Annotated in this window: 24 protein-coding genes and 1 tRNA gene; 19 read left to right on the top strand and 6 right to left on the bottom strand. The window is 36.3% G+C overall.

Going from position 1 to position 24922, the window contains the following annotated elements; all coding sequences use genetic code 11:
- Nucleotide 1: 1 nt before the first annotated feature.
- Both B9J78_01330 and B9J78_01325 read right to left on the bottom strand, forming a co-directional pair.
- Nucleotides 2-1144, bottom strand: coding sequence for a lipid-A-disaccharide synthase (locus B9J78_01330; protein MBA2123576.1), 1143 nt, complete (start codon nt 1142-1144; stop codon nt 2-4).
- Nucleotides 1137-2057 (bottom strand): hypothetical protein, encoded by a 921-nt coding sequence (locus B9J78_01325; protein MBA2123575.1) that lies wholly within the window; start codon nt 2055-2057, stop codon nt 1137-1139. The genes B9J78_01330 and B9J78_01325 overlap by 8 nt, the downstream gene beginning before the upstream one ends.
- Before the next feature lie 277 nt (nt 2058-2334).
- Here B9J78_01325 and B9J78_01320 point away from each other — a divergent pair, with 277 nt between their 5' ends.
- The 12 genes from B9J78_01320 to B9J78_01265 all read left to right on the top strand — a co-directional run bounded on the left by B9J78_01320 (nt 2335) and on the right by B9J78_01265 (nt 15322).
- Entirely contained in the window at nt 2335-3450 is a 1116-nt protein-coding gene (locus tag B9J78_01320) for an alanine racemase (GenBank protein MBA2123574.1), read from the top strand.
- Complete coding sequence (locus B9J78_01315; GenBank protein ID MBA2123573.1) at nt 3408-3704, top strand: hypothetical protein; 297 nt, start codon at nt 3408-3410, stop codon at nt 3702-3704. Before B9J78_01320 ends, B9J78_01315 begins: the two co-directional genes overlap by 43 nt.
- 224 nt (nt 3705-3928) lie before the next feature.
- Nucleotides 3929-4597, top strand: coding sequence for a hypothetical protein (locus tag B9J78_01310; protein MBA2123572.1), 669 nt, complete (start codon nt 3929-3931; stop codon nt 4595-4597).
- A 120-nt stretch (nt 4598-4717) separates the two neighbouring features.
- Nucleotides 4718-7942 (top strand): hypothetical protein, encoded by a 3225-nt coding sequence (locus B9J78_01305; GenBank protein ID MBA2123571.1) that lies wholly within the window; start codon nt 4718-4720, stop codon nt 7940-7942.
- A gap of 839 nt (nt 7943-8781) precedes the next feature.
- Entirely contained in the window at nt 8782-9024 is a 243-nt protein-coding gene (locus B9J78_01300; GenBank protein ID MBA2123570.1) for a hypothetical protein, read from the top strand.
- Nucleotides 9021-9833: a hypothetical protein gene (locus tag B9J78_01295; GenBank protein ID MBA2123569.1), complete on the top strand. Its 813-nt coding sequence runs from the start codon at nt 9021-9023 to the stop codon at nt 9831-9833. The genes B9J78_01300 and B9J78_01295 overlap by 4 nt, the downstream gene beginning before the upstream one ends.
- Nucleotides 9826-10542, top strand: coding sequence for a biotin--[acetyl-CoA-carboxylase] ligase (locus B9J78_01290; GenBank protein ID MBA2123568.1), 717 nt, complete (start codon nt 9826-9828; stop codon nt 10540-10542). Before B9J78_01295 ends, B9J78_01290 begins: the two co-directional genes overlap by 8 nt.
- 340 nt (nt 10543-10882) lie before the next feature.
- Nucleotides 10883-12127 (top strand): hypothetical protein, encoded by a 1245-nt coding sequence (locus tag B9J78_01285; GenBank protein ID MBA2123567.1) that lies wholly within the window; start codon nt 10883-10885, stop codon nt 12125-12127.
- The gene (locus B9J78_01280; protein ID MBA2123566.1) at nt 12078-12776 is read left to right on the top strand and encodes a hypothetical protein; all 699 of its coding nucleotides are present in this window, start codon (nt 12078-12080) and stop codon (nt 12774-12776) included. The genes B9J78_01285 and B9J78_01280 overlap by 50 nt, the downstream gene beginning before the upstream one ends.
- Nucleotides 12766-13494 (top strand): glycosyl transferase, encoded by a 729-nt coding sequence (locus B9J78_01275; protein ID MBA2123565.1) that lies wholly within the window; start codon nt 12766-12768, stop codon nt 13492-13494. The genes B9J78_01280 and B9J78_01275 overlap by 11 nt, the downstream gene beginning before the upstream one ends.
- 7 nt (nt 13495-13501) lie before the next feature.
- Nucleotides 13502-14395: a hypothetical protein gene (locus tag B9J78_01270; protein MBA2123564.1), complete on the top strand. Its 894-nt coding sequence runs from the start codon at nt 13502-13504 to the stop codon at nt 14393-14395.
- Nucleotides 14396-14644: 249 nt separating this feature from the next.
- The gene (locus B9J78_01265) at nt 14645-15322 is read left to right on the top strand and encodes a glycosyl transferase (GenBank protein ID MBA2123563.1); all 678 of its coding nucleotides are present in this window, start codon (nt 14645-14647) and stop codon (nt 15320-15322) included.
- Nucleotides 15323-15446: 124 nt separating this feature from the next.
- Here the strand turns inward: B9J78_01265 and B9J78_01260 are convergent, their stop codons facing one another.
- Together B9J78_01260 and B9J78_01255 are read right to left on the bottom strand one after the other, a co-directional pair.
- Nucleotides 15447-16226: a hypothetical protein gene (locus B9J78_01260; GenBank protein ID MBA2123562.1), complete on the bottom strand. Its 780-nt coding sequence runs from the start codon at nt 16224-16226 to the stop codon at nt 15447-15449.
- Nucleotides 16213-16728 (bottom strand): hypothetical protein, encoded by a 516-nt coding sequence (locus B9J78_01255; protein MBA2123561.1) that lies wholly within the window; start codon nt 16726-16728, stop codon nt 16213-16215. The genes B9J78_01260 and B9J78_01255 overlap by 14 nt, the downstream gene beginning before the upstream one ends.
- Before the next feature lie 158 nt (nt 16729-16886).
- Between B9J78_01255 and B9J78_01250 the strand changes: the two genes are divergently transcribed.
- Nucleotides 16887-18368, top strand: coding sequence for a cysteine--tRNA ligase (locus tag B9J78_01250; protein ID MBA2123560.1), 1482 nt, complete (start codon nt 16887-16889; stop codon nt 18366-18368).
- A gap of 117 nt (nt 18369-18485) precedes the next feature.
- Here B9J78_01250 and B9J78_01245 read toward each other — a convergent pair.
- Nucleotides 18486-18561: transfer RNA gene (locus B9J78_01245), tRNA-Glu, on the bottom strand.
- A gap of 159 nt (nt 18562-18720) precedes the next feature.
- Here B9J78_01245 and B9J78_01240 point away from each other — a divergent pair.
- The 6 genes from B9J78_01240 to B9J78_01215 all read left to right on the top strand — a co-directional run bounded on the left by B9J78_01240 (nt 18721) and on the right by B9J78_01215 (nt 24217).
- Entirely contained in the window at nt 18721-19677 is a 957-nt protein-coding gene (locus B9J78_01240) for a nucleoside-diphosphate sugar epimerase (protein ID MBA2123559.1), read from the top strand.
- Entirely contained in the window at nt 19674-21836 is a 2163-nt protein-coding gene (locus B9J78_01235) for a hypothetical protein (GenBank protein ID MBA2123558.1), read from the top strand. The genes B9J78_01240 and B9J78_01235 overlap by 4 nt, the downstream gene beginning before the upstream one ends.
- A 173-nt stretch (nt 21837-22009) precedes the next feature.
- A complete protein-coding gene (locus B9J78_01230) occupies nt 22010-22627 on the top strand; it encodes a hypothetical protein (GenBank protein ID MBA2123557.1) in 618 nt (205 codons plus the stop codon).
- Nucleotides 22628-22630: 3 nt separating this feature from the next.
- Nucleotides 22631-23143, top strand: coding sequence for a hypothetical protein (locus B9J78_01225; protein ID MBA2123556.1), 513 nt, complete (start codon nt 22631-22633; stop codon nt 23141-23143).
- Nucleotides 23037-23804, top strand: a complete 768-nt coding sequence (locus B9J78_01220; protein MBA2123555.1) for a hypothetical protein — start codon at nt 23037-23039, stop codon at nt 23802-23804. Before B9J78_01225 ends, B9J78_01220 begins: the two co-directional genes overlap by 107 nt.
- Complete coding sequence (locus tag B9J78_01215) at nt 23801-24217, top strand: secondary thiamine-phosphate synthase enzyme (GenBank protein ID MBA2123554.1); 417 nt, start codon at nt 23801-23803, stop codon at nt 24215-24217. The genes B9J78_01220 and B9J78_01215 overlap by 4 nt, the downstream gene beginning before the upstream one ends.
- A 329-nt stretch (nt 24218-24546) precedes the next feature.
- Here the strand turns inward: B9J78_01215 and B9J78_01210 are convergent, their stop codons facing one another.
- Entirely contained in the window at nt 24547-24906 is a 360-nt protein-coding gene (locus tag B9J78_01210; GenBank protein MBA2123553.1) for a hypothetical protein, read from the bottom strand.
- Nucleotides 24907-24922 lie beyond the last annotated feature (16 nt).

The raw sequence follows: 24922 nt of genomic DNA, 5'->3' as shown, positions 1-24922 counted from the left end.
CCTAACATACCTGTTTGTTAAGAAAATCTACAATCTCTTTTGCAGCCTCTTTACAGGCACCACCTTGGCCTAACATATCTTTCACATTTTTTAAATCATTTTTAATCTTTGTGTATATTTCTTTGTCTTTTAATATTGCTATAGCCCGTCTTGCTATGTTTTCTTGTGTTGCTCGGCCTTGAACATACTCATCTACTATTTTTTTCTCTGCGACCACATTCACCATTGCAATATTTTTTATTTTAACAAGGTTTTTTGCAATAAGAAAACTTAAAAAAGACAGTTTATATGCCACAATCATAGGGGTGTTGATTATTGCTGTTTCAAGCGTTGCTGTGCCTGAACAAACAAGTGCAAAATCCGATGCATTCAGTATGTCATATGTTGAGCCGCTTATTATTACCGGTAGGTTGTGTTTTTGTAAGTATTTCTGATATATATCTTTTTTAAGAAACGGCGATTGGGCAATAAAAAATATAGAATCTTGAAATTCTTTTTTTATGATCTCTGCAGAAGATAGAAATACAGGTAAGATCTTATTGATTTCATTTGAACGAGAGCCGGGAAGTATTGCCACAACATTTGTACCTTGCGGAATATTATTTATCTTTCTGAAAAGTGTTCTGTTGTGTTCTGGTTTTACAATATCAAGCAATGGGTGACCTACAAATCTTACAGGGATATTATGTTTTTTGTATATCTGTTCTTCAAATCTGAATACAACTATCATAAGGTCTACATATTTTTTTATAAGTCCAATTCTTTTTATGCCCCACGCCCATACTTGCGGGCTTATAAAATATATTACCGGAATGTTCCTTTTTTTTGCCTCTCTTGCAATTCTTAAATTAAAACCAGGATAATCAACAAGAACAACGGCATCAGGTTTTTCTTTTTCAAAGTCTTTTATACATTTATTAAAAGCGAACTTCAAAAGATTTATCTTACCTATAACTTCAAGAAAACCTGTTACACCTAATTTTTCCACCGGCAGAATAACATCCATCCCCTGGCTTTTCATTCTTTCCCCGCCGATCCCCCTTATTTTTACTGATGGGTCAAGACTAATTAATTCTTTTATAAGAAAACCTGCCAACAGGTCCCCTGATGCCTCGCCGGAGATAAAAAAAATCTTTTTATCCATTTCTTCTGATATTCCTTATTATTTTGAATGCAAGTTTTACTGCTTCAAAGCCCTCTTTACCAGATACCACAGGCTGTGTCTTATTTCTTACACAATTTATAAAAGACACTATTTCTTTTTGGAGTGGCTGTTCTTTTTGTATTGGTATATCTTTTTTCAGGATCTGATTATTTACCTTTTTGTATAAGACTGCGGTTTGCGCACTATAATCAATACTTATATACATATTGCGTTCAAAGAGTCTTATTTTTCTCATAGACTTGGAAGAGATTCTGCTTGCTGTAAGATTTGCAACAGCACCATTTTCAAACTCAATCCTTACATTTGCAATATCCTCTTCTTTAGAAAGAACAGGGGTTCCAACAGCATTTATTTTTCTAATTTTAGAATTTATCAGAGTAAGAATAATATCAATATCATGTATCATAAGGTCAAGAATTACGCTTACATCTGTGCCTCTTGGTCTGTAAGGGGCAAGTCTGTGGCATTCAACAAAGCGGGGATTTTTTGTAACCTTTCTTATAAATTGTATAGCAGGATTAAACCTTTCAATATGTCCTATCTGCAGGATTGTATTTGTTTTTTTAGTGATATTAAATAAAGATAAAGCCTGTTCAGGTGTTGCTGTCATAGGTTTTTCAAGAAAAACGGGAATGCCTCTTTCTAAAAACGGATACGCAACCTTATAATGGCAAACAGTAGGGACAACAATACTTACCGCATCAACTTTGTCAAACAGGTATCTTATATCTGTACACCCTTGTATATTATATTTTTTTGTGAACTCCGATACTTTTTGAGGATTTATATCGCACACACCCACAAGTTTTACATCCTTTATATTTGAATATATATCAGTATGAACAGAACCTAGGTGTCCAAGCCCTATTACAGCAATATTTATTTTTTTCATAGATAGTATTATATACTGAAAAATTTTTATTTTATCTTGTTTTTTTAGAAAAAATATGTTATACTCTTACCATTAAAAAAAGGAACAGAAACTATTGTTGAAGATAATCAAAACTTAAAAAGACCGTGTAAATGAGCACTCACAGAAATAGAATATAATGTAAAAACTGTAATAGTAAAATCAGGTAGTCTTAATGAACTTAAAGAAACCGTCAACTGTTTTTTTATCACATCTTAAACAAATCCGTTCTGGTAAGGTCCCATCTTGAGATTAATGTATGGAAATTTGTCAAACCAAAATAATAATAGACCTTACAGCAGTGGAGAAAAATCTGAATTTTTTAATATCAAGGATTTCTAAAAACACAAAGGTTATGGCAGTAATCAAAGCAAATGCATATGGGCATGGGCTTTTGGGGCTTGCTAATTTTTTAAAGAATAAGGTTGATTTTTTTGGTGTATCAAGTGCTGATGAGTCAATACAGTTAAGAACAAATAATATAAGAACTCCAATTCTTATATTTGCTATTGTTCATCCGGAATTTTCATATACAGCAGCAAAAAACAGTGTGTCTTTGAGTGTGTGTGATGTAAAGGATGCAGAGGATATTGCAAAAACCTTAAAAAATAAAAATCTCATTGTAAATCTTCATCTTAAAATTGATACCGGGATGGGAAGACTTGGACACTGGTATAAGGATGCATTAAAGATTGTTGAAGGTATAAAAAAAATCAAGAAGGTTTATTTAGAGGGAATATATAGCCATTTAGCCTGTGCTGATAGTATAAAAAAAGTGGTTTCTAAAGAACAGATAAACAGATTTTCACAAGTTGTCAGCCTTCTTCAAGAGAAAGGTTTGAAACCGCCTATCTGTCATCTTTTAAACAGTGCAGGTATATTAAAGTTTCCGGAAGCAGAATTTGATATGGTAAGACCCGGTCTTACACTTTATGGGTTATCTCCCTGCAAGGATAAGAAATATAGAAATCTTTTTTATCCTGCAATGAAATGGATAACATATCCGATGTTTATAAAAGATATTGAAAAAGGAAAAGGGATTTCATATGGACATACATTTATAACACCAAAGAAAATGAAGATTGCAATACTTCCTATTGGTTATGCCAACGGATATAACAGACTTTTTTCAAATCTTTCAAGTGTACTTGTACATGGGAAAAGGTGTAAGGTTCTCGGAAGAGTATGTATGGACCAGACGATAATTGATGTTACAGATATTCCATCTATAACTAAAAAAACGGAAGTAGTGATTTTAGGGAACCAGAAGCAGAACATTGTTTCTGCTGAAGAACTTGCGGGATTTGCAAAAACAATTCCTTATGAGATAGTATGCAGTATAAAAAACCGGATAAAAAGAGAATACATAACATAAAAAGTATAAAAAGAATTAACACTGCCTGTAAGTATTTTCCCTGCCATAAGAGACTACAGGACTGTACATTTTGCTACTGTCTGTTTTATCCTTGCTTAGATAAAGCTCTGGGGGAATATGTATATCTTAAAAAGTCTAAAGAAAAGATATGGTCATGCCAGAGTTGTAATTGGATACATAAAAAAAGTGTTGTTGATAAAATACTTAAAATAATAAGAAAAAATAAAAACATTATAAGATTTAGAATACAGTAAAAATGTAAAATTTAAGTATAGTTGCAATAGGGATAAATCGCAGGACAACATCTCTACAAGTTAGAGAAAAGCTTTTATTGTCAAGCCATTCTAAAAAATAATTGAAGATACTATAAGGATATGCGGTTCGGCGTTTAAAGAAATGAATTGATCGCCAGTCAATTTTATGTAATTATATTACAATTGTACTGGCAGAGTTTGTGATAAAATTACAAAAACTAATTATGAATAAAATAATTCAAGAATTAGAACAATATGGAAAATTGATTGTAGAGAAGGGACTTACAGCAGGTCCGGGTGGCAATATCAGTGCAAAACAGGGTAGCACCATTTATCTTTCCCCAAGCGGGTTCAGTCTTGCCGAAATTGACACCAATCAGTGGGTTAAAATAGACTTAAAAACAGGGAAGAAAAAAGGTAAAAACAACGGACTGAGACCAACCTGTGAGGTTTCTATGCACCTCGGTTGTTATGTTTGTAGGTCCGATATTAGTGCGGTAATTCATACGCACCCCATTGTTGCAACAGCACTGGCAACCGCTGATGTAGAATTTAAGGCGCTTTTTCCGGATTTTGTTGCTCTTTTAAGTTCCGAGGTTCCTGTTTTAGATTATGTAATACCTGCGGGTGAGAAAATTAGAGCATCTGTTACTGGAGAAATTAAAAAAGGGTATAACGCTGTTCTTCTTAAAAATCACGGGGCAGTTTGTGTGGGTTGTAACCTTAGAGAGGCGTATTACAGGTGTTTGGTGTTGGAAGATGCGGCCCGTTTTTTACTAATTACACTTTCTATCGGTAAAAAACCAAGGTATCTTACTTCAAAAGAAGTAAAGGGGATTGATAATTTAGAGGCAGAGGACTATAGAAAACTTTTGTTAAAAATGTATAAATAGCCTGCTGTATAACCCTAATAGAACTGGTGATAGGTGACTGGTTAAAATTTGGTCCAAAGTCTAAAATTTAGTTTGTAGTCAATAGTTTATAAATAGCAGGTCGTATAAAAAGAGGAATGTATGGACTTAAAGGAATTTAAAAATCCTGGTTCCCAATACCGGGGAGCACCATTCTGGTCGTGGAATGGGAAATTAGAGCCGGAAGAATTAAGACGGCAGATACAGATTATGAAACATATGGGTCTTGGCGGATTTTTTATGCATTCAAGGGTAGGACTTGATACGTCGTATCTTTCAAAAGAATGGTTTGAATGTATAAACACTTGCGCTGATGAAGCAAAGAAACTTAATATGAAGGCTTATCTTTACGATGAGGACAGATGGCCATCAGGCGCAGCAGGCGGGCTTGTTACAAAAAATTCCAAATACAGGATGAGGTATCTTGTAATGGCAATGACAAAAGATATTAAAAAAATTAAATGGACAAAGAATGTTATTGCAATATTTATTGCTGAATTTAAAGGAGAAATTATAAAAAAATATAGTTATCTTAAAAATGGTAAAAAAATAAAAACGCTTTCTCCATCTGAGACAATGCTAATTTTTTCTATTGAACAGGAAAAACCAAGCGACTGGTTTAATGGCTACACTTATCTTGACACAATGAACCCAGGAGCTGTCAAAGAGTTTATCAATACTACGCATAACGCCTATAAGAAAAATTCAGGCAGGCATTTTGGTTTAAGTATCCCTGGAATTTTTACAGATGAACCACATTACGGTCTGAACTTTGCTCACTGGGCCGGGGCTGATGCTCCTGAAGGATATATTATGGTTTCGTGGACGGACCATCTGCCAGAAGTTTTTCATAAAAGATATGGATATAATATTTTAGACCACCTACCAGAGATTTATTTTGATATAGAAGGACAAAAAATTTCAAAAGCAAGATACCATTACAGGGATTGTCTTACCTTTCTTTTTGTAGATTCATTTGCAAAACAGATTGGACAGTGGTGCGAAAAAAATAAAATATTATTTACGGGTCATGTTCTTTGTGAAGATTTTCTTTCTTCCCAAGTGCAATGGATTGGGAGCACCTTAAGATTTTATGAATATATGCAGGCGCCGGGTATGGATCTTCTTACAGAACACTGGAGGATTTTCAATACTGCAAAACAGGTTAGTTCAGTAGCAAGACAGTTTGGAAGAAAATGGAGACTAACAGAAACATATGGTTGCACCGGTTGGGACTTCCCCTTTATAGGGCATAAGGCGCTTGGGGACTGGCAGGTTGCTCTGGGCATTAATCTTCGTTGCCAGCATCTTTCTTATTATACAATGCTTGGAGAAGCAAAAAGAGATTACCCGGCAAGTATTTCCTATCAATCTCCCTGGTGGGATGCATATCCAAAAGTTGAGGATTATTTTGCGAGGGTCCACTCAATTATGACAAAAGGAGAAGAGGTAAGAGACCTTCTTGTGGTCCATCCTATAGAAAGTATGTGGGCGATTTTCAAGGCGCCCAAATGGAACACTGAAAAAAAGACAGAAAAACAGGACACAAAAGTAAAAGAATATGATGAAATGTTCGCCACACTATGTGACACTCTTCTTTCCTCGCATATTGACTTTGACTATGGCGATGAGGAAATATTGTCAAGATGGGCAAAAGTATCAAAAAAAAATGGTGTGCCTGTTCTTATAGTAAATAAAGCAAAATACAAAGCAGTTCTTGTTCCACCGCTTTATACAATTAGAAGCTCAACAATTAAACTCCTTAAAAAATTTAAACAGACAGGCGGACAGGTTGTTTTTGTTGATAAAGCGCCTGAATATGTGGATGCAGTTTGTTCTATGCAGGCGAATGATTTTGCCAAATCCTGTGAAAATGTTTCTTCTTTTAAAGAGGCAATAACAAGGATTGAAAAAACATCAAGAAAAATATCAATAACAGACAAAGAGGGCAAAGAAATAAACCCCGCCATATATCTTTTAAGAGAAGATAAAGAAGCATTCTATCTTTTTGTCTGTAATACAGGTATGAACTGGGATAATAAAGATGTTTTCGCAAGAAGTCCGCTTGCAAGAGAAAGGCTGATTGAATTTCCAGAAGTGATAATAAAAGCAGTGCCAGAGTGGAAACATCAGCCGATAGAACTTGACCCGGAAACAGGGAATATATGTTTGGCAAACTCTATCAAAACAGACACAGGTTACCAAATCAAGACAGACCTTGGACCTATAGCAAGCAGGCTGTTTATAATACCAAAATCTGATACGATACAAACTGTCATTGCAAGAAATATGAGCTCTTCCTGTGGTGGGCAAGGACAGGCAATCTCATTTTTAACTGGCAAGGAAAACCTTCAAGAAGTAGATCGGTTCAAGATAGAAAAGGAAATCTGGGAAATAAAACTTTCAGAGCCAAACATTTGCGTTCTTGACAGGCCCTTTTATAAAATAGGTAATGGAAAATGGAAACAAGAAGAAATACTTCGTATAGATAAAACTGTAAGACAACACCTTTCTATTAAAGAAAGAGGTGGAGCGATGGTTCAACCCTGGGCAAGAAAAAAGAACAAAAACCCCAGAAATGCGCCTGTTACTTTAAAATATTTATTTGATATAGAAAAAATTCCATCCGGAGAAATATCGCTTGCAATAGAAAAACCGGAATTTTTTAAAATAAAGATAAATGGCTCTAAGATTTTAGCTAAATTAGAAAACGGATGGTGGGTGGATAAATCCTTAAAAACTTTAAAATTTAATTCAAGCATCTTGCGTGCTGGCAGAAACGAGGTTCTTTTAGAATGTAACTACAATGAAAACCATCCGGGACTTGAGATAGTCTATATACTCGGAGATTTTGGTGTAAAAATTAAGGGAAAACAGGTTATTCTTTGCGAACCTGTGGGTTTTTTAAAAATAGGTGATTGGACAGAACAAGGGCTCCCATTTTATTCCGGCAATATAGGTTATACTTGCAAAATAATCCGGGATTTGAAAGAAAATCAGCGGATTTTTGTTAATATTTCAGATTATAGAGGGGCTGGAATCAGGATACTTGTAGATGGGAAAGGCGCAGGTGTTATTGGATGGCAACCCAATCAGTTGGATATAACCAACTATGTTAGGGGCAAACAAGAAGTTGTTTTAACAATAGAAGTTTTAGGGCATAGACGAAATTCCCATGGGCCACTACATTTATCAGAAAAATGGCCAATCTGGACAGGACCCGGTTCTTTTGTTGCCGAGGGGAAGGATTGGTTTGAAGGCTATCAAACTGTTCCCTGCGGATTGATGAGCAGACCGGAGATTATTATAAAAGAAAAACAAATATGACAAAAAAGGAAAGGGTTATACGAACAATACAGTTAAAAGAAGTGAACAGGGTTCCAATCTATAACTTATTATGCGATGGCGATTATTTTTCAATGTCAGACAGCAATGGAATATAAAGTATAACAAAGATAGAAGATGATAGATAAATACAAATTTGGGGCGTATCTGCCAACATTTGGGTCTTATGCAGACAGGTATTGTCTTTCAGGCTACGAAGGTGTGGCGGAAAGACAACAGAAGAGATGCTTGATATTGCTATGAAGGTAAGGAAATTAGATGGTTTAGAGCTGGTTAGCAACTGGCATATAATAAATGATAAAAATGTTGAGCAGGTAAAAAACTTTTTTAAGGAAAGAAATTTAAAAATTTGTATGGTTGCTCCTGATTTATAGACGCAGGCTAAATGTGGGGGGGAACAAGCCAGCCCTTTTTTTTGCAGGAAACACAATGGCGTTTATCACCAAATTCGGTAAAGATACTTGCCGTTAGATGAGTATAAAATTGTTGGTATCCAGAAAGTGAGGAAAATTTGGGTTTTGAGATTTGTTTGGGATTTGTATCTTCGGGTACCCTCTGGGTGTGGTAACTGGTGCACTGGTGCTCTTAAGAGACCGGTTTTCCAGTTACCTTAAAAGATGAGAAATATAAGAAAGATAATAGAAGGAAAATAGAGCGCAAAGGATTGGATAAATGTCTGGACCATAAATGTTGGTAAGGCATATCACTGTAATAGGTGCGAGAATATATTGATGGTTACAAAGAAAGATATTGGAAATCTTGAGCCGATATGTATGTTGTGGAAAAATGATGGAGCCTTTAATGTCTGACAAGAAGAAGAAATGATACAGTGCAAGATTGGGAGTGTGCTTATATGCTCTGTTTGTGGTCCGGAGGTTACAGTTGTCTTTTATAAGGGGGTTAAGCCTTCTCCTGTATGCTACAATAAACCAATGGAAAATCACATCCTGTCTTTTAAAAATATTCTACTGTTCTGTTTGTGGCTTGGAGGCTGCGTTAATAAAAAAACCACTGGCAAAGTAGAACCTTTTTGTTGTAATAAGCCTATGATATTTAAAAAATGAACGGGGATAATCTTAAAAATATGTATCTGAATAAAATACTTGAAAATAAAAAAATAGAGATTGAGAAAGCAAAAAATATTGTTTCTCTTAATTCAATTATTAAAAGGTGCAAGAAAGTTAATTTTAAGACGAAATCATTATGTACTGCAATAAATAAATCCCACCACATCAGCCTTATTGCCGAAATAAAAAGAAAATCTCCTTCTAAAGGTATATTGGTGGGGCGTCTTAATCCTGTTGTGCTTGCACAAATATATGAGGCTTCAGGTGCTTCTGCAATATCTGTTTTAACAGATACAGAGTTTTTTGGCGGAAGCTTAAAAGACCTTGAAGATGTAAAAAAAACTGTCCATATCCCCGTATTAAGAAAAGAGTTTATAATTGATAAGTATCAGATATATCAGTCTTATGCTTCCGGCGCAGATGCAGTGCTTCTTATAGCAGGCATACTAACACTTAAGGAACTTGAGAATTTTTCACACCTTAGTCATAGTTTAGGCATGCAGGTGTTGTGCGAAGTTCACACCGAAGAAGAACTAAAATGTGTGCTTGACTGCAAGGAAAAAATCAATATCATAGGAATAAACAACAGAAACCTTGAAACATTGGACCTTAATCTCAACACCACCGAACAAATTATAAAACATATCCCGAAAGACAGGGTTGTCGTATCGGAAAGCGGGATAAAAAATTATGAGGATGTCCTGCACCTGCAATCACTTGGTGTCCAAGCAATACTTGTCGGAGAAACGCTTATAACAGCAGAAGATGTCCAGTTAAAAATAAAAGAGTTATTGGGCAATGAATAAAGGCCAGATATTATGGTTTAAAAAAACTACATCTACAAATGATGTTGCATTATCGCTTGCAAAGCGTGGTTTCCCGCAAGGAACTGTTATTGTCTCTGATTTTCAAACCAAAGGAAGAGGAAGACAGGGAAGAACATGGGAAAGTCAACAGGGTAAAGACCTTCTTTTCTCCATAATTTTTAAGTCTTGCGGTTCTTTTTTACAAGATAAGATTTCACTTCTTGCCTCTGTTGCAGTTGCAAATGTTCTTAAAAAAAAATTTAATATTACGACTTTTTTAAGATGGCCTAACGACCTTTTATTTGAAAATAAAAAAATATGTGGGGTCCTGGTAGAAGGTTCTCCTGATGATGAATATTTTGTTGTGGGCATCGGTATAAATGTTAATTCAAAAAAAAATGAATTACCTGAATCTGCAACATCCTTGTCCTTGATAAAAAAGACACACCTTGAAAGAAGAACCCTTCTTGTAAATATTGTTGATTCTTGCGACACATTATATAGGGAATCAAAATACAAGTCCGATATTATTATAAAAGAGGCAACACTACTGTGTGAGACATTAGGAAGAAGTGCAACAATAAAAGAAAAGAAAAAAAGATTTGAAGGCTATTGCATAGGTTTAAATACAGATGGTTCTTTGTTGGTAAGGCTTGACAGCGGGATGCAAAAGACAATAAGGTCAGCAGAAGTGATGGTTATAAAATAGAGTAGAGATTTCAGAACATAGGAAACAGGTGACAAATAAAAGCCATATATCGTATTCCGTCGGCTGTTTTTTTACACAGTACACGAACGACTGCTTTTACGGGCAACGAAATACGGCTGATGAGGGCGGTGCCATCTGGGTTTCGGGTTGTTCCACCCTCCACTTGAGTATACCTGACGACAACATTTACCGCGACAATGTGCCCGATGATATTTATTACGAATGATTGTCAAACAGCGAGGTTGTGCGGAGAACTATAAATGACATTCGGCCGTTATTTCTAATGGGTAAATAGTTACAAATTTAATCTATTATTGCAAAGACACGGGAAAGAAGAGTGATGAAAGGCTTCGGTTTGCTTAAGAAAAAATTAACGGTTATTTTTTTGCTGGCGCTGGCTTTAAGGCTTGTCTGGATTGCCACACTTGACAATACCGTTGACGAGTGGAACGAGGAGGGTGTCAAGGAGGCGGCCTGGTCAATCATTCAGGGCCGGGGTTATTCCATGCCCCGCAGTGTTTCCATTTATCCAGGCACGGAACCGCTTTATTCCTGGAGGGAACCAGGATTTACTTTATTTTTAGTCCCCGTCTTCTTCTTTTTTGGTGAGAACTACCTGGTGGCCAAGATTCTTTTAGCGATTTTAGGAAGCCTGTCTGCGGTTTTACTCTACCGGATTGGTCAGAATACCTTTAATTCTACATCAATAGGAATGACCTCGGCCCTGGTGTTCGGTCTCTTACCGGAGTCTGTCTTCTGGAGCGGTTATCTTGCACGGGAATCCTTCCACGTTTTCATGTTAATGTTGCCGATACTTTTTCTGACGGAAAATTTCAGGAATCCTTCCCGGTGGAATCTCTTCCTGGCCGGTTTTTTCCTTGGTCTGGCGGCCCTTACCAGGGCTCAAACGATATTGATTACCCCTTTATTGCTCATCACTTTTTTTCTGACCCAGCGCGATCGAACAAAAGCGTTCCGAAATACTTGCTTCGTTTTTCTCATCTTTATGGTTACTTTTTCGCCCTGGGTCATCCGTAATTATGCTATTCACCATCGTTTAGTAATAATTCCCACGGTGACCGGCGAAGTTTTTTACATAGCAAACAATCCTGCGGTGGTCAAAAAAATTGACAATCATGCGGGTTTTTTCCGTAGTGAAGACCCTTCTTTATTTGAAGGAATGTCGGAGGTTGAGGTGCACAACTGGTACCGGCATCAAGCATTTGAATTTATTTTTGCGCATCCAAAAGATTATGTCAGGCTGGTCGTCAACCGGTTTTTTCGTTTCTGGAGGTTTTATCCGCACTTGGGTGCGGGCGTGGCTGACCATACCTACGGAAAGGTTCACCTCTGGGTTAGTCTTTTGACCTCCGGCATAATTATTATGCTCTTTGTAGTGGGTGCGTTTCTTTCTCTCAAGAACTGGCGGCAGAGCCTGCTTCTTCTTACCCTTGTCTTTTCCTATTCTTTTTTAACTATACTTGGCAGGGTTGTCATCAGATACAGATTTCCGATTATGCCTTATATAACCTTATTTGCCATTTATGGAATTTACCAATTATGGTTATTTCGAAAAAGGAGTTGAGGTGTCTGACGGTTATTACCGCATACGGTTCCTGAATGATAAAAACCGAGGGGCTGTCTGGAGAGAGATTGTTCGTTACCTGAAGAAGTTCATTCCGAAAGAAGGTGCAGTTTTAGATTTGGGCGCCGGATATTGCGATTTTATCAATCAGGTTGGAGCGCAGGACCGATACGCTCTGGATGTAAATGAAAATTTAAGTAAATACACGGCAGCAGGAGTTAAGCCTCTGGTGGGTAAAACCGAAGAAGTGCTGGAACAGTTTGCGAACAATTCTGTGGGGCTGGTTTTTTCCAGTAATTTTTTGGAACATCTAAATTGGCCGGAAATAGAGCGGGTTGCTTTTCAGGTGAGACGAATTCTCCCCGAGGGTGGTTGCTGGATTATCATACAGCCAAATTTTAAATATGCTTACCGCGGTTACTTTGATGACTACACCCATCGTACAATTTTTACCGAGACCAGCCTTTCCGACTATCTGGCCAGCAAAGGATTTATTTTAGAACAGAAGTTTGCGAGATTTCTCCCTTTTTCTTTTCACACCCGGTTACCGAAGCTTGCATTTCTGGTGAGAATTTATCTACGGTTGCCGTTCAAACCCTGGGGTCGGCAGATGTTGATAATTGTCCGCAAGAAGAAAAATGTGGCATAAAAAGACTGTCTCTGTAATCTTGCCGACCTATAACGAAAAGGATTCCATCCGCCGGGTAATTGAAGAGTTTTTCCAGACCGGCGTGGTGGACGAGGTTATCGTTGTAAATAACAATGCTGTCCCGGGCACCAGCGAAGAGGTGGCGAAGACCGTTGCCAGGGAAGTCTTTGAGAAGAGACAGGGTTACGGAGCTGCCATCAGGCGGGGGTTTAAGGAGGCCGCTGGCGACATCATCGTACTCTGCGAGCCGGATGGAACTTTCCTTGCCCGAGATATCTTCAAGTTTCTGGCTTATGCCGATGATTTTGACACGGTCTTCGGCACCCGGACAACTTCTGTTCTAATTTGGAAAGGCGCCAATATGGGACCTTTTTTGAAGTGGGGAAACTGGGCGGTCGCAAAGATGCTGGAATTCTTTTTCAACACCACTACCTTTACCGATGTGGGATGTACAATGCGACTTATTAAAAGAGATGCATTAAGAAAGATTGAACCCCGGTTCACCGTTTATGGAGAACATCTTGGCCCGGAGATGATGATTTTGGTTGCATTGAACAGACTTAAATACATAGAAATACCGGTAAATTACCTGCCGCGCGTTGGCCATTCCTCGGTAACCGGCCATAAAGGAAAGACCTTTTGGCTGGCTGTAAGGATGATTGTACTTGTACTCCGTTACCGGTTAATTTTTTTGTTCGGCTTACCGTCAAGGAAATAAAACTACAATGCAGGAAAATCTTTCTACGGAAGATGTTTTCCGTCAGCTCTGGACAGGCCGGAGCAAAAGGGAAGCGTTGGGTGCCCTGTATCTTTACGAACAGGGACTTGGAAATTACCCTGGTGCTCCTGAAATTGAAAATCTTGTTTCTTTGGGTCTTGCCATAAAAAAGAGAGGCCGTTTATCCCTTACTCCGCTTGGTTCTTCACTTGCCTACAACCTCCTGGAATACGTCGGCCAGGTTAAAGAAAGAAAGATTGATGAGATTTTACAGCAGTTAAAGATTGATTCTGAATCAATCGTGGCTGATATCGGCTGCGGCGGAGGCCAGACCCTTTTTGCCATACAAAAGTATGTGCCGAAAAAGGTCTTCGGTGTTGACCGTGACCACAATGCGATTAACTTTGCCAAATTTTTGTTCTCGCAAGAAGGAATCCCTGCGGAGCGTTACAACTTTTTAGAGGCAAGAATGGAAAAATATTTCCTTCCGAAAGGTTTTTTCACTCATCTTATCTGTAGAGGCGTGCTTCAGAAATTAAGGGTGGCCAAAACCCTTGCCAGATTTAATTATTCCCTGCTCCCGGGCGGGCGAGTTTATCTTATGGTAATGACCGGCCGCTATTATTTCTCCCGCATGAGAATTGTTTTGCAGAGGCCAATATGGCTCTGTTACTTTCTCTTTGTCTTTCTTAACGGTTGCCTCTTTGCGGCAACCGGTCTGCAATTGACAGTCCGGCTGGGCAGTCGTCGCCTTTCAGAAGTCTTCTTCACGCCGTCTTCCCTGAAACGGGTGCTTCGCCGTAACAACTTTGAAATTGAAACCTTTTCGTTGCGGCCTTTCACAAGGAAGAGCGCCGTTGCTTTTGAGGTCATTGCCCGAAAAAAGAGTCTGGAAGGTTAAAGGAAAATGAACCCCCACCCACTCCCTCCCCTCGGGCGGGGGGTATAGGGAGGGATTCTGAAGGAAATTGGATAGTGCACCGTTGCATAAGTTTAGTCTACCTATATTGTAAGTGGATCTTCAGATAAATGATAGGTGTTTTAAACACCACAGGCAAGAAAGATAGGCTCGGGTTAAGCTCTCTACGGTTTGTATAATCAAGGGTGTTTTTCACAAAATAAACATTCGGAAGAGAAGGATTTTTATAAGATGAAGATTTCAATTATAATGCCGACTTATAATGAAAAAAAAACTGTTTTGAAGATATTAGAAAAAGTTAAAAATGTTCCCATTGATAAAGAGATAATTATTGTAGATGATGGCAGTACGGATGGCACAAGAGAGATTTTAAATAAAATAAAAGAAGAGGGCATTAAGATAATTTTGAAAGAAAACAATGAAGGAAAAGGCGCCGCCGTAAGAGAAGGATTGAAACATATTACTGGTGAAGTCGTGGTTATCCAAGATGCAGATTTAGAATATGAACCGAATGACTGGATTGAGATGCTAAAAATAATGGAAAAAAATAATTTAAGTGTCGTTTATGGTTCAAGAATTCTTGGTAAGGGGAAAAAATCATCTTTCTTTTTCTATTTAGGGGGCAGGATTCTTTCCTTTCTTGCCAATTTTTTCTATAATGCCGGCATTACTGATGAGTCAACCTGTTATAAAATGTTCAAAACGAAAGTTATAAAGGAGATAAATTTAAAATGTAAGGGTTTTGAATTTTGTCCGGAGATTACTGCAAAAGTCAGAAAAAAAGGATATAAAATTACAGAAGTGCCAATTTCTTATTATCCCAGAAGTGTCAAGGAAGGGAAGAAGATAAAATGGAAAGATGGCATTGAAGCTATCTGGACACTATTAAAATACCGATTTATTAATTGATTTACATATTCATCCAGTTTTGGATTTTGCTTTTTTCTATTTCAAGATAAACATTCTCTTTGAGTTTGACGCAACCACAAATACATAGAACCTTTCTTATCTCACAGGCGGGAAGGGACACTTGTTATCTTATATTTATCTGAGATTCGAAGCTTACCTGCCCATAGATTTCCTGTTTAACCGCCGCTATTCTTTCATCAAAACGGGGATGTGTTCTTATGGACCTGTGGGGTCTTATAGGATCTTTCCACATTTTTTCTTTCATCATCTCTAAAACTGTAAGAACGGCTTCAGGATTATAACCTGCTAATTTCGTATATTTCACACTTAATTTATCGGCAAGGATCTCATCTTCCCAACTGTAACCAGCCATTATCTGTGCGAGTGCATAGTTTATATTTCCCCGTACACTGATATTTTCTCCTGCTGTACCTGCAAGAATTTGGAATAATGTAAGTCCCATTGCCCCTTGTAGTTTTTTTACACTGTGTCTTGCGGCTATATGTCCTACTTCGTGTGCAAGAACAGCGGCAATCTCATCATCTGTTTTTAATCTTTTTAGAAGCCCTGTAAAGATATAAACATAACCACCCGGCAATGCAAATGCATTTACCTGCTTTTCATCATCCAGTACCTTAAAATAATACACTATCTCTTGCCTATCACTTACAGCCACAATCTTTTCACCTATGGACTGAATTTTTTCCTGTGTTTTTTTATCTTCTAAAAGTTTAAATTCTCTTTCAACCGAATCTGCAATTCTTCGTCCCATTCTTACCTCTTTTTCTGTGCTTATAAAGATAATATCCTCTGTTTTTGAGGCTGGGTTATATTCGGTTGTAACACACCCACAGATAAGCACAGGCAGAAAAATATATAATATTTTAGTTTTAAAGAAATCCATGTTCTTTCAGATCGGTAATATTGGAGGGAAGTGAATTGGCTATCATTTCTATAACATATCTCATTACAGAAACTTCCCACATATAAGGACTTCCCTTTATTATGGCAGTAAGCATATCCTCTTCACTATCAATCTGAACTGAAAGTTTTTCTATCAGATCTTTTTGAAGTTCAGATATTACCTTGACACAGTGCATAGTGTTGTTGTATTTATAAGGTGGAATATATGCAAGTCTTGAAAGAATAAAATGATTAAGTGTCTTGTTCATATCTCCAAAGCCTTCTAACAACGGATGGTTTGCGCCTGCTCTATAGAGGATAGGTCTTCCTACAATTACTTCTCCTTTTCTTACAACCGTATCGGTATCTCTGACCAATGATTTTGCAAGAAGTATATACGGAAGACGGGTTTCACTAAAAGTGTAGAGCCGTCTTTTTGAAGGTTTTACAATTGTTGTATCTTTCCATACCTGTTCAATTTTTTCTATTAAGTCTTTTTCCATACCAATTATTATATCACTTATTTACAAATAGTCAATATGGCCAGCCTGTTGTATTGTGCAACAGGTTTATTCTTAAAAAAATGATGGAAATATTCTGTATTTAAGATAGAATAATGAAAACTGCCTTATATTCAGGTAGTTTCCATTTGGGGTAAAATATGGCGCTGTTTCTATATAATACACTTACAAGACAAAAAGAAGAATTTAAAACCATTGAAAAAAATAAGGTGAAAATATATGCCTGCGGTGTGACTGTATATGACGGGGCACATATCGGACATGCCCGTGCAATGTTTTCACTTGATGTTATAAGAAGATATCTAAAGTACAAAGGTTTTCAGACAATATCTGTAAGGAATATAACAGATGTTGATGATAAGATTATAAAAAGAGCCCAGGAAGAGTTAGGATTGAACCCATCTCTGAATATCGTTTCTGCTACAAAAAAAATTACAGAAAGATATATACAAAGTTTTCATCAGGATATGAATGACATAGGGGTTGAACCTCCTGATATTGAGCCAAAAGCAACAGACCATATAGGTCAGATGCAGGAGTTAATAAAAAAACTTATACAGAATTCTTTCGCATATGTAAAAGAAGGTGATGTATATTTCAGGGTTAAAAAATTTAGTAATTATGGAAAACTTTCAAACCAAAGTATAGAAAAAATGCAAGGAGACGCTCGTATTGAACTATCTGAAAAAAAGGAGAATCCCCTTGATTTTGCATTATGGAAAGCATCAAAGCCTGATGAGCCATACTGGGAAAGTCCGTGGGGGAAGGGAAGACCCGGATGGCATATTGAATGTTCTGCAATGGCAATGTACTACTTAGGAGAGCATTTTGATATACATACAGGCGGGCTTGATCTTGTGTTTCCTCATCATGAAAATGAAATTGCTCAGAGTGAATCTGCAACAGGCAAACCATTTGCCACATACTGGCTTCACAATGGAATGGTAACAATAAACGGTGAAAAAATGTCAAAGTCACTAGGCAATATAGTTTTAATCAGTGATGTATTAAAGAAATATTCTGCTGATACAATAAAGATATTTTTTCTTCAGGCACATTATTCAAGCCCACTTGATTATTCAGAGAATAAAATGCAAGGGGCGGCCTCTGCACTTGAAAGAATAAAGGTATTTTTTGACAGAGTTGAAAAACTTCCCAAAGATAGAACAAAAAAAAGCGCGCTCCTGCCAGATGAAATGGATTTACTTATCAAGCAGGCAGATGTTTTTACCCTCAGTGTAGAAGAATGTAAAATAAAATTTGAAAAAGCAATGGATGATAATTTTAATACTGCAAGGGCGTTGTCTGTTATATTTGAATTTATAAGCCGTTCTAACAGACTGCTTGATGATATGTTAATCCCTGTGGATAGAAAAATAAATATGTTACGGTGTTTAAGATTTTTTATAACACAGATGGGAAAAATGCTTGGGCTTTTTGTAACCCCTGAAAAAGAAAAACAATCATTAGATGAACAAACAATCTTACAACTTATACAAGAAAGAAACCATGCAAGGACTGAAAAAAAATACAATCAAGCAGACGAAATAAGAGAAAAACTTTATGAAAGTGGAATAATCCTTGAAGATACAAAAGATGGGACAATGTGGAGACGCAGATAGGAGATAGTAGGCGGTAGGTAGTAGATAGGGAAACAAGAGGGTAGGAGCGGGCTTTTGATTTTTGAATTTGTTTTCACCCTACTTCCTACCTACTAATTCCTATCTACTATGTTTATATGGTAGCCCCAAGGGGAATTGAACCCCTGTTTGATGGCTGAGAACCATCCGTCCTTGGCCACTAGACGATGGGGCCTGTTGAGAGAAAATATTAGCATAACAAATAGAGAATGTCAACTATGAGTGGAAATGTCATATAACTGCTATTATAATGTCAAAAGTAGATTTTAGAAGATTCTGTTTGGCCCAAAAGAAAAAGTTCACAAAAAGATTGTTAGGTCAGTAATAAAATAATATGCCAAAAGTATTAATAACCGGTGGTGCTGGTTTTATAGGTTCCCATCTTGCAGAAAGGCTTGTTAAAGATTTAGATGAGGTTTTTATATTAGATGACCTATCAACAGGTTCAAAATTAAATATTGAACATCTAATCGGGGATAGATGTCATTTTTTTCATGATACAATATTTAACCATAACCTATTAAGTGACCTTATCCAGAGTGTAGATGTTATATATCATTTTGCGGCATCTGTCGGGGTTTGTTATGTACTTGACCATCCCTTAAAATCACTCCAGATAAATGTGCAAGGCACAGAAAATATTTTAGATATTGTAAGCACTTTTAATAAAAAGGTGTTTATAGCATCTTCAAGTGAGATATATGGAAAAAATGAAAAGGTGCCACTCTCGGAAGATGACGATAGGATACTCGGCTCAACAAGGATATTCAGATGGAGTTATGCCTGTTCAAAGACAATGGATGAGTTTTTGGTTGCAGCATACCGAAGGGAAAGGGGATTAAAGGCTGTTATCGGAAGGTTCTTTAATATATGCGGACCAAGACAGACGGGCAGGTATGGTATGGTGATCCCAAGATTTATAGAACAGGCACTCTCTGAAAAACCTATTACAGTGTACGGGGATGGAGAACAGATAAGAACATTTACATATGTTTGTGATGCGATAGAGGCAACCGTAGGTCTTATGAACACAGAAAAAGCAGAGTCTGAGATATTTAATATAGGAAGCAGTGAACCTGTTCGTATTAAAGAACTTGCCGAAATTGTAAAAGAAATAACAAAAAGTAATTCAGAGATTATTTATATCCCATATGAAAAGGCATATGAAAAAGATTTTGAAGATATGAGATGCAGGGTGCCGGACATAACAAAGATACAAAGGACGATAGACTATAAACCAAAGTATGATTTGAAAAAAATGATTCAGGAGATTTTAAAGGATTTGCATTGAGAAAACTATCTTATGTATGTATATTCTTTTTAATATTCTCCTGTTCAAACATCTATCCCATTTCAGGTCTGGAACAGGGAAAACCTGTTAAGGAGCGTCAAAAAATACCCATTGTTGTAGAGGGGGATTCTATTGAATATATGACAACTGAACAAAAAGTGGTAGGAAAGGGGAATATAAAAATAAAATATCAGGATGTGGTACTTACCTGCGACAGGGTTGAAATTGATATAGTTAAAAGAATTGCATGGGCAAAAGGAAATGTCCTTCTCAAGCAGGATACACAAATTCTTAGAGCCCCTGAAATGGAATATCATTTTGATACAGGATATGTAAAAACATTTGACGCAGATATGGAAGTATATCCCTGGTATGCCCATCTGAAACGGGGTAAAAGATATGCAAAAAAGTCATACCTTGCGGAGGATGGACATATCACAACCTGTCCACTGGATATAATGTGTCATAGAATACACGGCAGACAGGTAAAGATATATCTTGATGATAAGGTTGTGGTAAGACATGCTATATTCTATATCGGGAATATCCCTGTTATGTATCTGCCGTATTATAGCCATTCGTTAAAAGATAACAGGGTTAATGTTACCGTTGTGCCCGGTCGTTCAGATAGATGGGGATATTATGTTTTGACATCATGGAGATATTTTTTAAGCGAAAATGCAAAAGGTAATATTCGTATAGATTACAGGGAAAGGAAGGGATGGGCACAAGGAATAGATTACATTTACAAAACAGAAAATTTTGGCAAGGGTATTGTAAATGTATATTATATGAACGAAGTAAGCAAGGATAAAAAAGGAAACATTGAAAAAATATTTGATCCGGCAACAGGCCAATGGCATGAAAAAAGAGACACAAGATGGAAAGCAGAAGCAAGACATAATTGGAGGCCAAACGACAGGACCCATGTAATGGCAGAATACCACAAATTAAGCGATGAAACATTTCTGAGAGACTATTTCTGGAGGGATTATAGAATAGACCCGCATCCTATTTCATATCTATCTGTGATAAATAATCAGGATGAGTCCATATTTTCACTTTTTGCACAAAAAAGAGTGAACAGATGGATGGAAGAGGTAGAAAGGCTTCCTGAACTGAAATGGGATTTGAGAAACTATAAACTCACAGATTTTTTAGATGGCTCATTTTACTTTAGGTCAGAAAACTCTGTTTCTAACCTTAATAAAAAATTTCCAGCCCCCAGTGACAGGGATTATAGCGCATTAAGGGCTGATACATACAATAAAATGTCGTATGTAACAGCATTGCCTGGTTATTTAGACTTTTTACAGGCCTCTCCTTATATCGGTGTAAGACAAACATTGTATCAGCGGACAGACAACCCTGTGGCAAGAACAGCATTTTACAGTGGCTGGAATCTGAATACACGCTTTTATAAAATTATAGATAGACAAACAAACTTTCTTGGCCTGAATGCAGAATCGTTCAGACACATAATTACACCACAGGTTAGATTTTCATATATAGACCCGCAGGTTCCACCTTTTAAAATTCCACAGTTTGATGAGATAGACTCAATTGACAAAACATACAAGTACACATACTCACTTGAAAATATCCTTCAGATAAAAAGACGAACGGATATAAAAAATACAGAAAAAGTAGAACTGGTATATTTTAATGCGGAGATAGATCAGTATCCCTTTCCAAAACCACATCAAAAAGATTATTCAAATTTAAGGCTTCAATTGCAGATTCTCCCGTACAATTGGCTTAGTCTTTATAGTGATGCAGAATACAATTTTTTTACCAGAGATTTTGATACTGTAAATACCGAAACAGCGGTAATTGGTAAAAAATGGTCAGTAGGACTTGGAACAAGATATACAAAAGATACAAGCACACAGGGAACACTAAGGGCATCCTTTCAGATTACTGATAAATGGTCAGCAGGAGTATATCAAAGATTTTTATTTAAAAATATAGAAGGGAGATTAGATATTAAAAACAGGTTTGAAGAACAGGAATACAGACTTACAGGGAATATACATTGTTGCTGGTTAATGGACATAGTGTATAGTAAAGATAAACGTGAAGGCAGTGAAATACTTGTTGTATTCAGGTTGAAGGCATTTCCTGATATTCCAATAGGCCCATTTAGAACAACAATGTAAATACATTATGATAAAAAGTCAGATAAAAAAGAATATGGGAAAATTAGAAGATACTGTTTTTAAGGTTTAAACCTCCTGAAAATAAATATTTTGAGAAATAACTATTCAGGTAGATAGACAGAGGGCTCAAACATTCTAATATTCCTTTTTTGTTTTGCATTTTAGGGGGAGGTATGGCAAAATTGACAGTTAAAAGCGGTCCTGATGAAGGAATAGTATTTAAAATACAAGAGGAAATTACTACCATAGGAAGAATAGAAACGAATAAAATTATAATTCATGACGAAGGGGTATCAAAGGGGCATTGCGTTATAGAAGCAAGAAAAACAGGCTACTTTATAACAGACCTTGGTTCTACAAACGGGACATATCTAAATGGAAAAATTGTTAAAACAGAAGCAGAATTATACACAGAAGACCAGATAAAAGTAGGTAATACTGTTCTTATATTTGAGTCAAAAACAGAAAAAAGAAAGACCGATCTTACAAATGCGTTTAAGGAGATAGAAGAAGAGGAACAAAAAGGTAAAGGGTATACAACACTCTTACAAGAATTTGTAGAAACAGCAAGCATTAAATCTGAAGAAGAGGGTATTGTAGAGATAGACCCTGTTTTGATAAAAGAGATTGTTCCTTGTAAAGAGGGGGAGATTCGATTAGTTTTTTCAAATATTATAAATGGAACCGAAATCGGCAATAATGTCAAATTTGATAGAAAAACATATCTTGTTGTAGGAATAGACAAAAAACAAGATAATAAGGGTATTGTTTATAGATTAAAAGAAATCTAATTTATGAAACCTGTAAAATATTTTATAGGTGTAATTTCTAAAAATCCTGATATGATGCAGGCCTCTATTCAAAAACTCCCTGATCCATGGAGATTGATACAGACAGAGAGTAAAACCTTTGATTTTAATTTTACGGATTATTATAAAGAAGAAATGGAAAATCCTCTTTATAAAAAAATTTTTTTGATAACAGGCATCCACACTGAAGAAAATCTTTCAAAAATTAAATTACTCTGCGGTGAAATAGAAAAAAAGACATCAAAACAGAGAAAAAGGATTGTTAATCTTGACCCAGGATATATAAACGAAGGTTCCGTTGTTCTTGCAAGCACAAAATTTGCTTCACACAGAATATATATAGGTTATAATATTTATGCAGAAATTACACTATACTGGTATAAAAACAAATATGAAAATTTACCCTGGACATATCCTGATTTTAGAACACAAGATTATAAGCAATTTTTTTCTGAATGCAGAAAAATATTTTTATCGGAGAAAAAGGCGTTGGTTTAATTGTATAATATTTGTCTTTTTTTTAGCTCCCTGCTTATTTGCAAATGGGAAAGGCAGAATAAAAACACCGGATCCAATTACTAAAACAGTTATAGACGCAGGTAGATTTATTGTTTCACAGGTTAAAAAAGAAGAAAAACTTCCCCTCTCACAGATAAATTTGTATAGAAACAAAATAAAAGAAGCATTTGAAAAAGAAGACTACGAACAGGTAATTAAAACAGTAAGAAAATTTGTTAAGACTTCATATGGAATTGATATGTATGAATGTATATTTCTTACCTCTACAGGTAGACCAGTATTTTTAACAAAACCCAATATTAAGCCCTATCAACAATATCCGGTATATATTCTTGTACAGGATAATCAACCAGACCACAGGCACTTGATTTGGATAAAACACTCATTTCTGTTTGCAAAAGAAGATATTATTACAGTTACAACGCAATACCGAGAAGATAAAGTTGAAGATATTACTTCTATCATTGAATTTTTAAAAAAATTAGAATACACTGATAGTACTCGTATAGGGATTATTTCAGAAGGGAAGGGAAGTATTGCAAAAATAAAAGATTCAATTAAGGGTATAAAATACTATAAAGAAATGGATTTTAATTTTGATACTGACACCCGAACCTCCACATATGGCAGGCAGGAATGAAATCTTATAGACAAGAAATATGGTTTCAAACAAAAAACAGACAAGAATTTATTAACATTACGGACGAGGTTACATCAACTGTTGTTAAAAGCAATATAAAAGAAGGATTATGCCTTGTAAATGCAATGCACATTACAGCGGCTGTTTTTATCAACGATGATGAGGAAGGGCTTCATAAAGACTTTAAAATCTGGCTTGAAAAACTTGCACCTTACGAAAAAAATTTTTACAGACACAATAAAACCGGTGAAGATAATGCAGACTCGCACATGAAAAGGACAATAATGGGACGTGAGGTTGTGGTTGCAGTAACAAACGGCAATCTTGACATTGGCCAATGGGAACAAATCTTTTATGGTGAGTTTGATGGCAAAAGGCGAAAAAGAGTTCTGATTAAAATAATCGGCGAATAAAAATATTAAAAAAGAACAAGGATATGGAAAGAAGCAAAGATTGGTTGATATAAACAGATCTATGAATGGTACTGCTTTGCCAGTTAGCAATCAACAGAAAAAAAGACTATCCAATCGTTATATTGTAAAAAAACAAATTCACGAACTAATCCTTGTTTTAATTTTAAATCTCGTCAGATTAACCCTTTGTTTAATGTCCTATAATATATATTATGTTAATCCAGCACAACTACCAACAATCCCGGGTTAACCTGAAATCTTACCCCGTTAAAAACCCCGCTTCTAACAGGGCCTATTTTACTTTCTATCTATCCAATCCCCACCTGCCCTCAACTTGTCTGTTGGGCAGGCAAATTCTCAAACTTTAAGATTGGAATAACAATTACAGTCGCACCACCTATTTGAACTTTCAAAGGATATGCTATGCCTGTTATGGGTGGGAAAATGGGTGCTTCTAACGATTGTGTGTTGACAATTTTTGTTCTTGGTTTACAACTGGTTCTGATTATTTCTAATACATTATTTAGTTCTTCGTCATGGATAGCAACTAAAAATGTAGTATTCCCTTCAGAAAGAAATCCTCCTGTTGATGATATTTTTGTTGCAGGGATGGACTTCTCACGAAATGCGTAAGAAAGATCGTCTGTATCAACATCCTGAACAATTGCAATAACCAGTCTATTCGGCATTTCCATAATTTTTTTA

The organism is bacterium Unc6 (genome assembly GCA_013626165.1).
GTDB lineage: Bacteria > Omnitrophota > Gorgyraeia > Velesiimonadales > Velesiimonadaceae > Velesiimonas > Velesiimonas alkalicola.
Note: the sequence above shows the minus strand (reverse complement) of the source record. Positions and strands in the feature narration are given on the sequence as shown.

What these genes read in the sequence shown, in the direction of transcription:
- B9J78_01260 (MBA2123562.1), bottom strand. Translation starts at nt 16,226, where the DNA reads ATGGATTTCTTTAAAACTAAAATATTATATATTTTTCTGCCTGTGCTT.
- B9J78_01250 (MBA2123560.1), top strand. Translation starts at nt 16,887, where the DNA reads ATGGCGCTGTTTCTATATAATACACTTACAAGACAAAAAGAAGAATTT.
- B9J78_01305 (MBA2123571.1), top strand. Translation starts at nt 4,718, where the DNA reads ATGGACTTAAAGGAATTTAAAAATCCTGGTTCCCAATACCGGGGAGCA.
- B9J78_01290 (MBA2123568.1), top strand. Translation starts at nt 9,826, where the DNA reads ATGAATAAAGGCCAGATATTATGGTTTAAAAAAACTACATCTACAAAT.
- B9J78_01270 (MBA2123564.1), top strand. Translation starts at nt 13,502, where the DNA reads ATGCAGGAAAATCTTTCTACGGAAGATGTTTTCCGTCAGCTCTGGACA.
- B9J78_01310 (MBA2123572.1), top strand. Translation starts at nt 3,929, where the DNA reads ATGAATAAAATAATTCAAGAATTAGAACAATATGGAAAATTGATTGTA.
- B9J78_01230 (MBA2123557.1), top strand. Translation starts at nt 22,010, where the DNA reads ATGGCAAAATTGACAGTTAAAAGCGGTCCTGATGAAGGAATAGTATTT.
- B9J78_01265 (MBA2123563.1), top strand. Translation starts at nt 14,645, where the DNA reads ATGAAGATTTCAATTATAATGCCGACTTATAATGAAAAAAAAACTGTT.
- B9J78_01210 (MBA2123553.1), bottom strand. Translation starts at nt 24,906, where the DNA reads ATGCCGAATAGACTGGTTATTGCAATTGTTCAGGATGTTGATACAGAC.
- B9J78_01220 (MBA2123555.1), top strand. Translation starts at nt 23,037, where the DNA reads ATGAAAATTTACCCTGGACATATCCTGATTTTAGAACACAAGATTATA.
- B9J78_01300 (MBA2123570.1), top strand. Translation starts at nt 8,782, where the DNA reads ATGATACAGTGCAAGATTGGGAGTGTGCTTATATGCTCTGTTTGTGGT.
- B9J78_01320 (MBA2123574.1), top strand. Translation starts at nt 2,335, where the DNA reads ATGGAAATTTGTCAAACCAAAATAATAATAGACCTTACAGCAGTGGAG.
- B9J78_01255 (MBA2123561.1), bottom strand. Translation starts at nt 16,728, where the DNA reads ATGGAAAAAGACTTAATAGAAAAAATTGAACAGGTATGGAAAGATACA.
- B9J78_01315 (MBA2123573.1), top strand. Translation starts at nt 3,408, where the DNA reads ATGCAGTATAAAAAACCGGATAAAAAGAGAATACATAACATAAAAAGT.
- B9J78_01330 (MBA2123576.1), bottom strand. Translation starts at nt 1,144, where the DNA reads ATGGATAAAAAGATTTTTTTTATCTCCGGCGAGGCATCAGGGGACCTG.
- B9J78_01215 (MBA2123554.1), top strand. Translation starts at nt 23,801, where the DNA reads ATGAAATCTTATAGACAAGAAATATGGTTTCAAACAAAAAACAGACAA.
- B9J78_01275 (MBA2123565.1), top strand. Translation starts at nt 12,766, where the DNA reads ATGTGGCATAAAAAGACTGTCTCTGTAATCTTGCCGACCTATAACGAA.
- B9J78_01240 (MBA2123559.1), top strand. Translation starts at nt 18,721, where the DNA reads ATGCCAAAAGTATTAATAACCGGTGGTGCTGGTTTTATAGGTTCCCAT.
- B9J78_01225 (MBA2123556.1), top strand. Translation starts at nt 22,631, where the DNA reads ATGAAACCTGTAAAATATTTTATAGGTGTAATTTCTAAAAATCCTGAT.
- B9J78_01325 (MBA2123575.1), bottom strand. Translation starts at nt 2,057, where the DNA reads ATGAAAAAAATAAATATTGCTGTAATAGGGCTTGGACACCTAGGTTCT.
- B9J78_01295 (MBA2123569.1), top strand. Translation starts at nt 9,021, where the DNA reads ATGAACGGGGATAATCTTAAAAATATGTATCTGAATAAAATACTTGAA.
- B9J78_01285 (MBA2123567.1), top strand. Translation starts at nt 10,883, where the DNA reads ATGAAAGGCTTCGGTTTGCTTAAGAAAAAATTAACGGTTATTTTTTTG.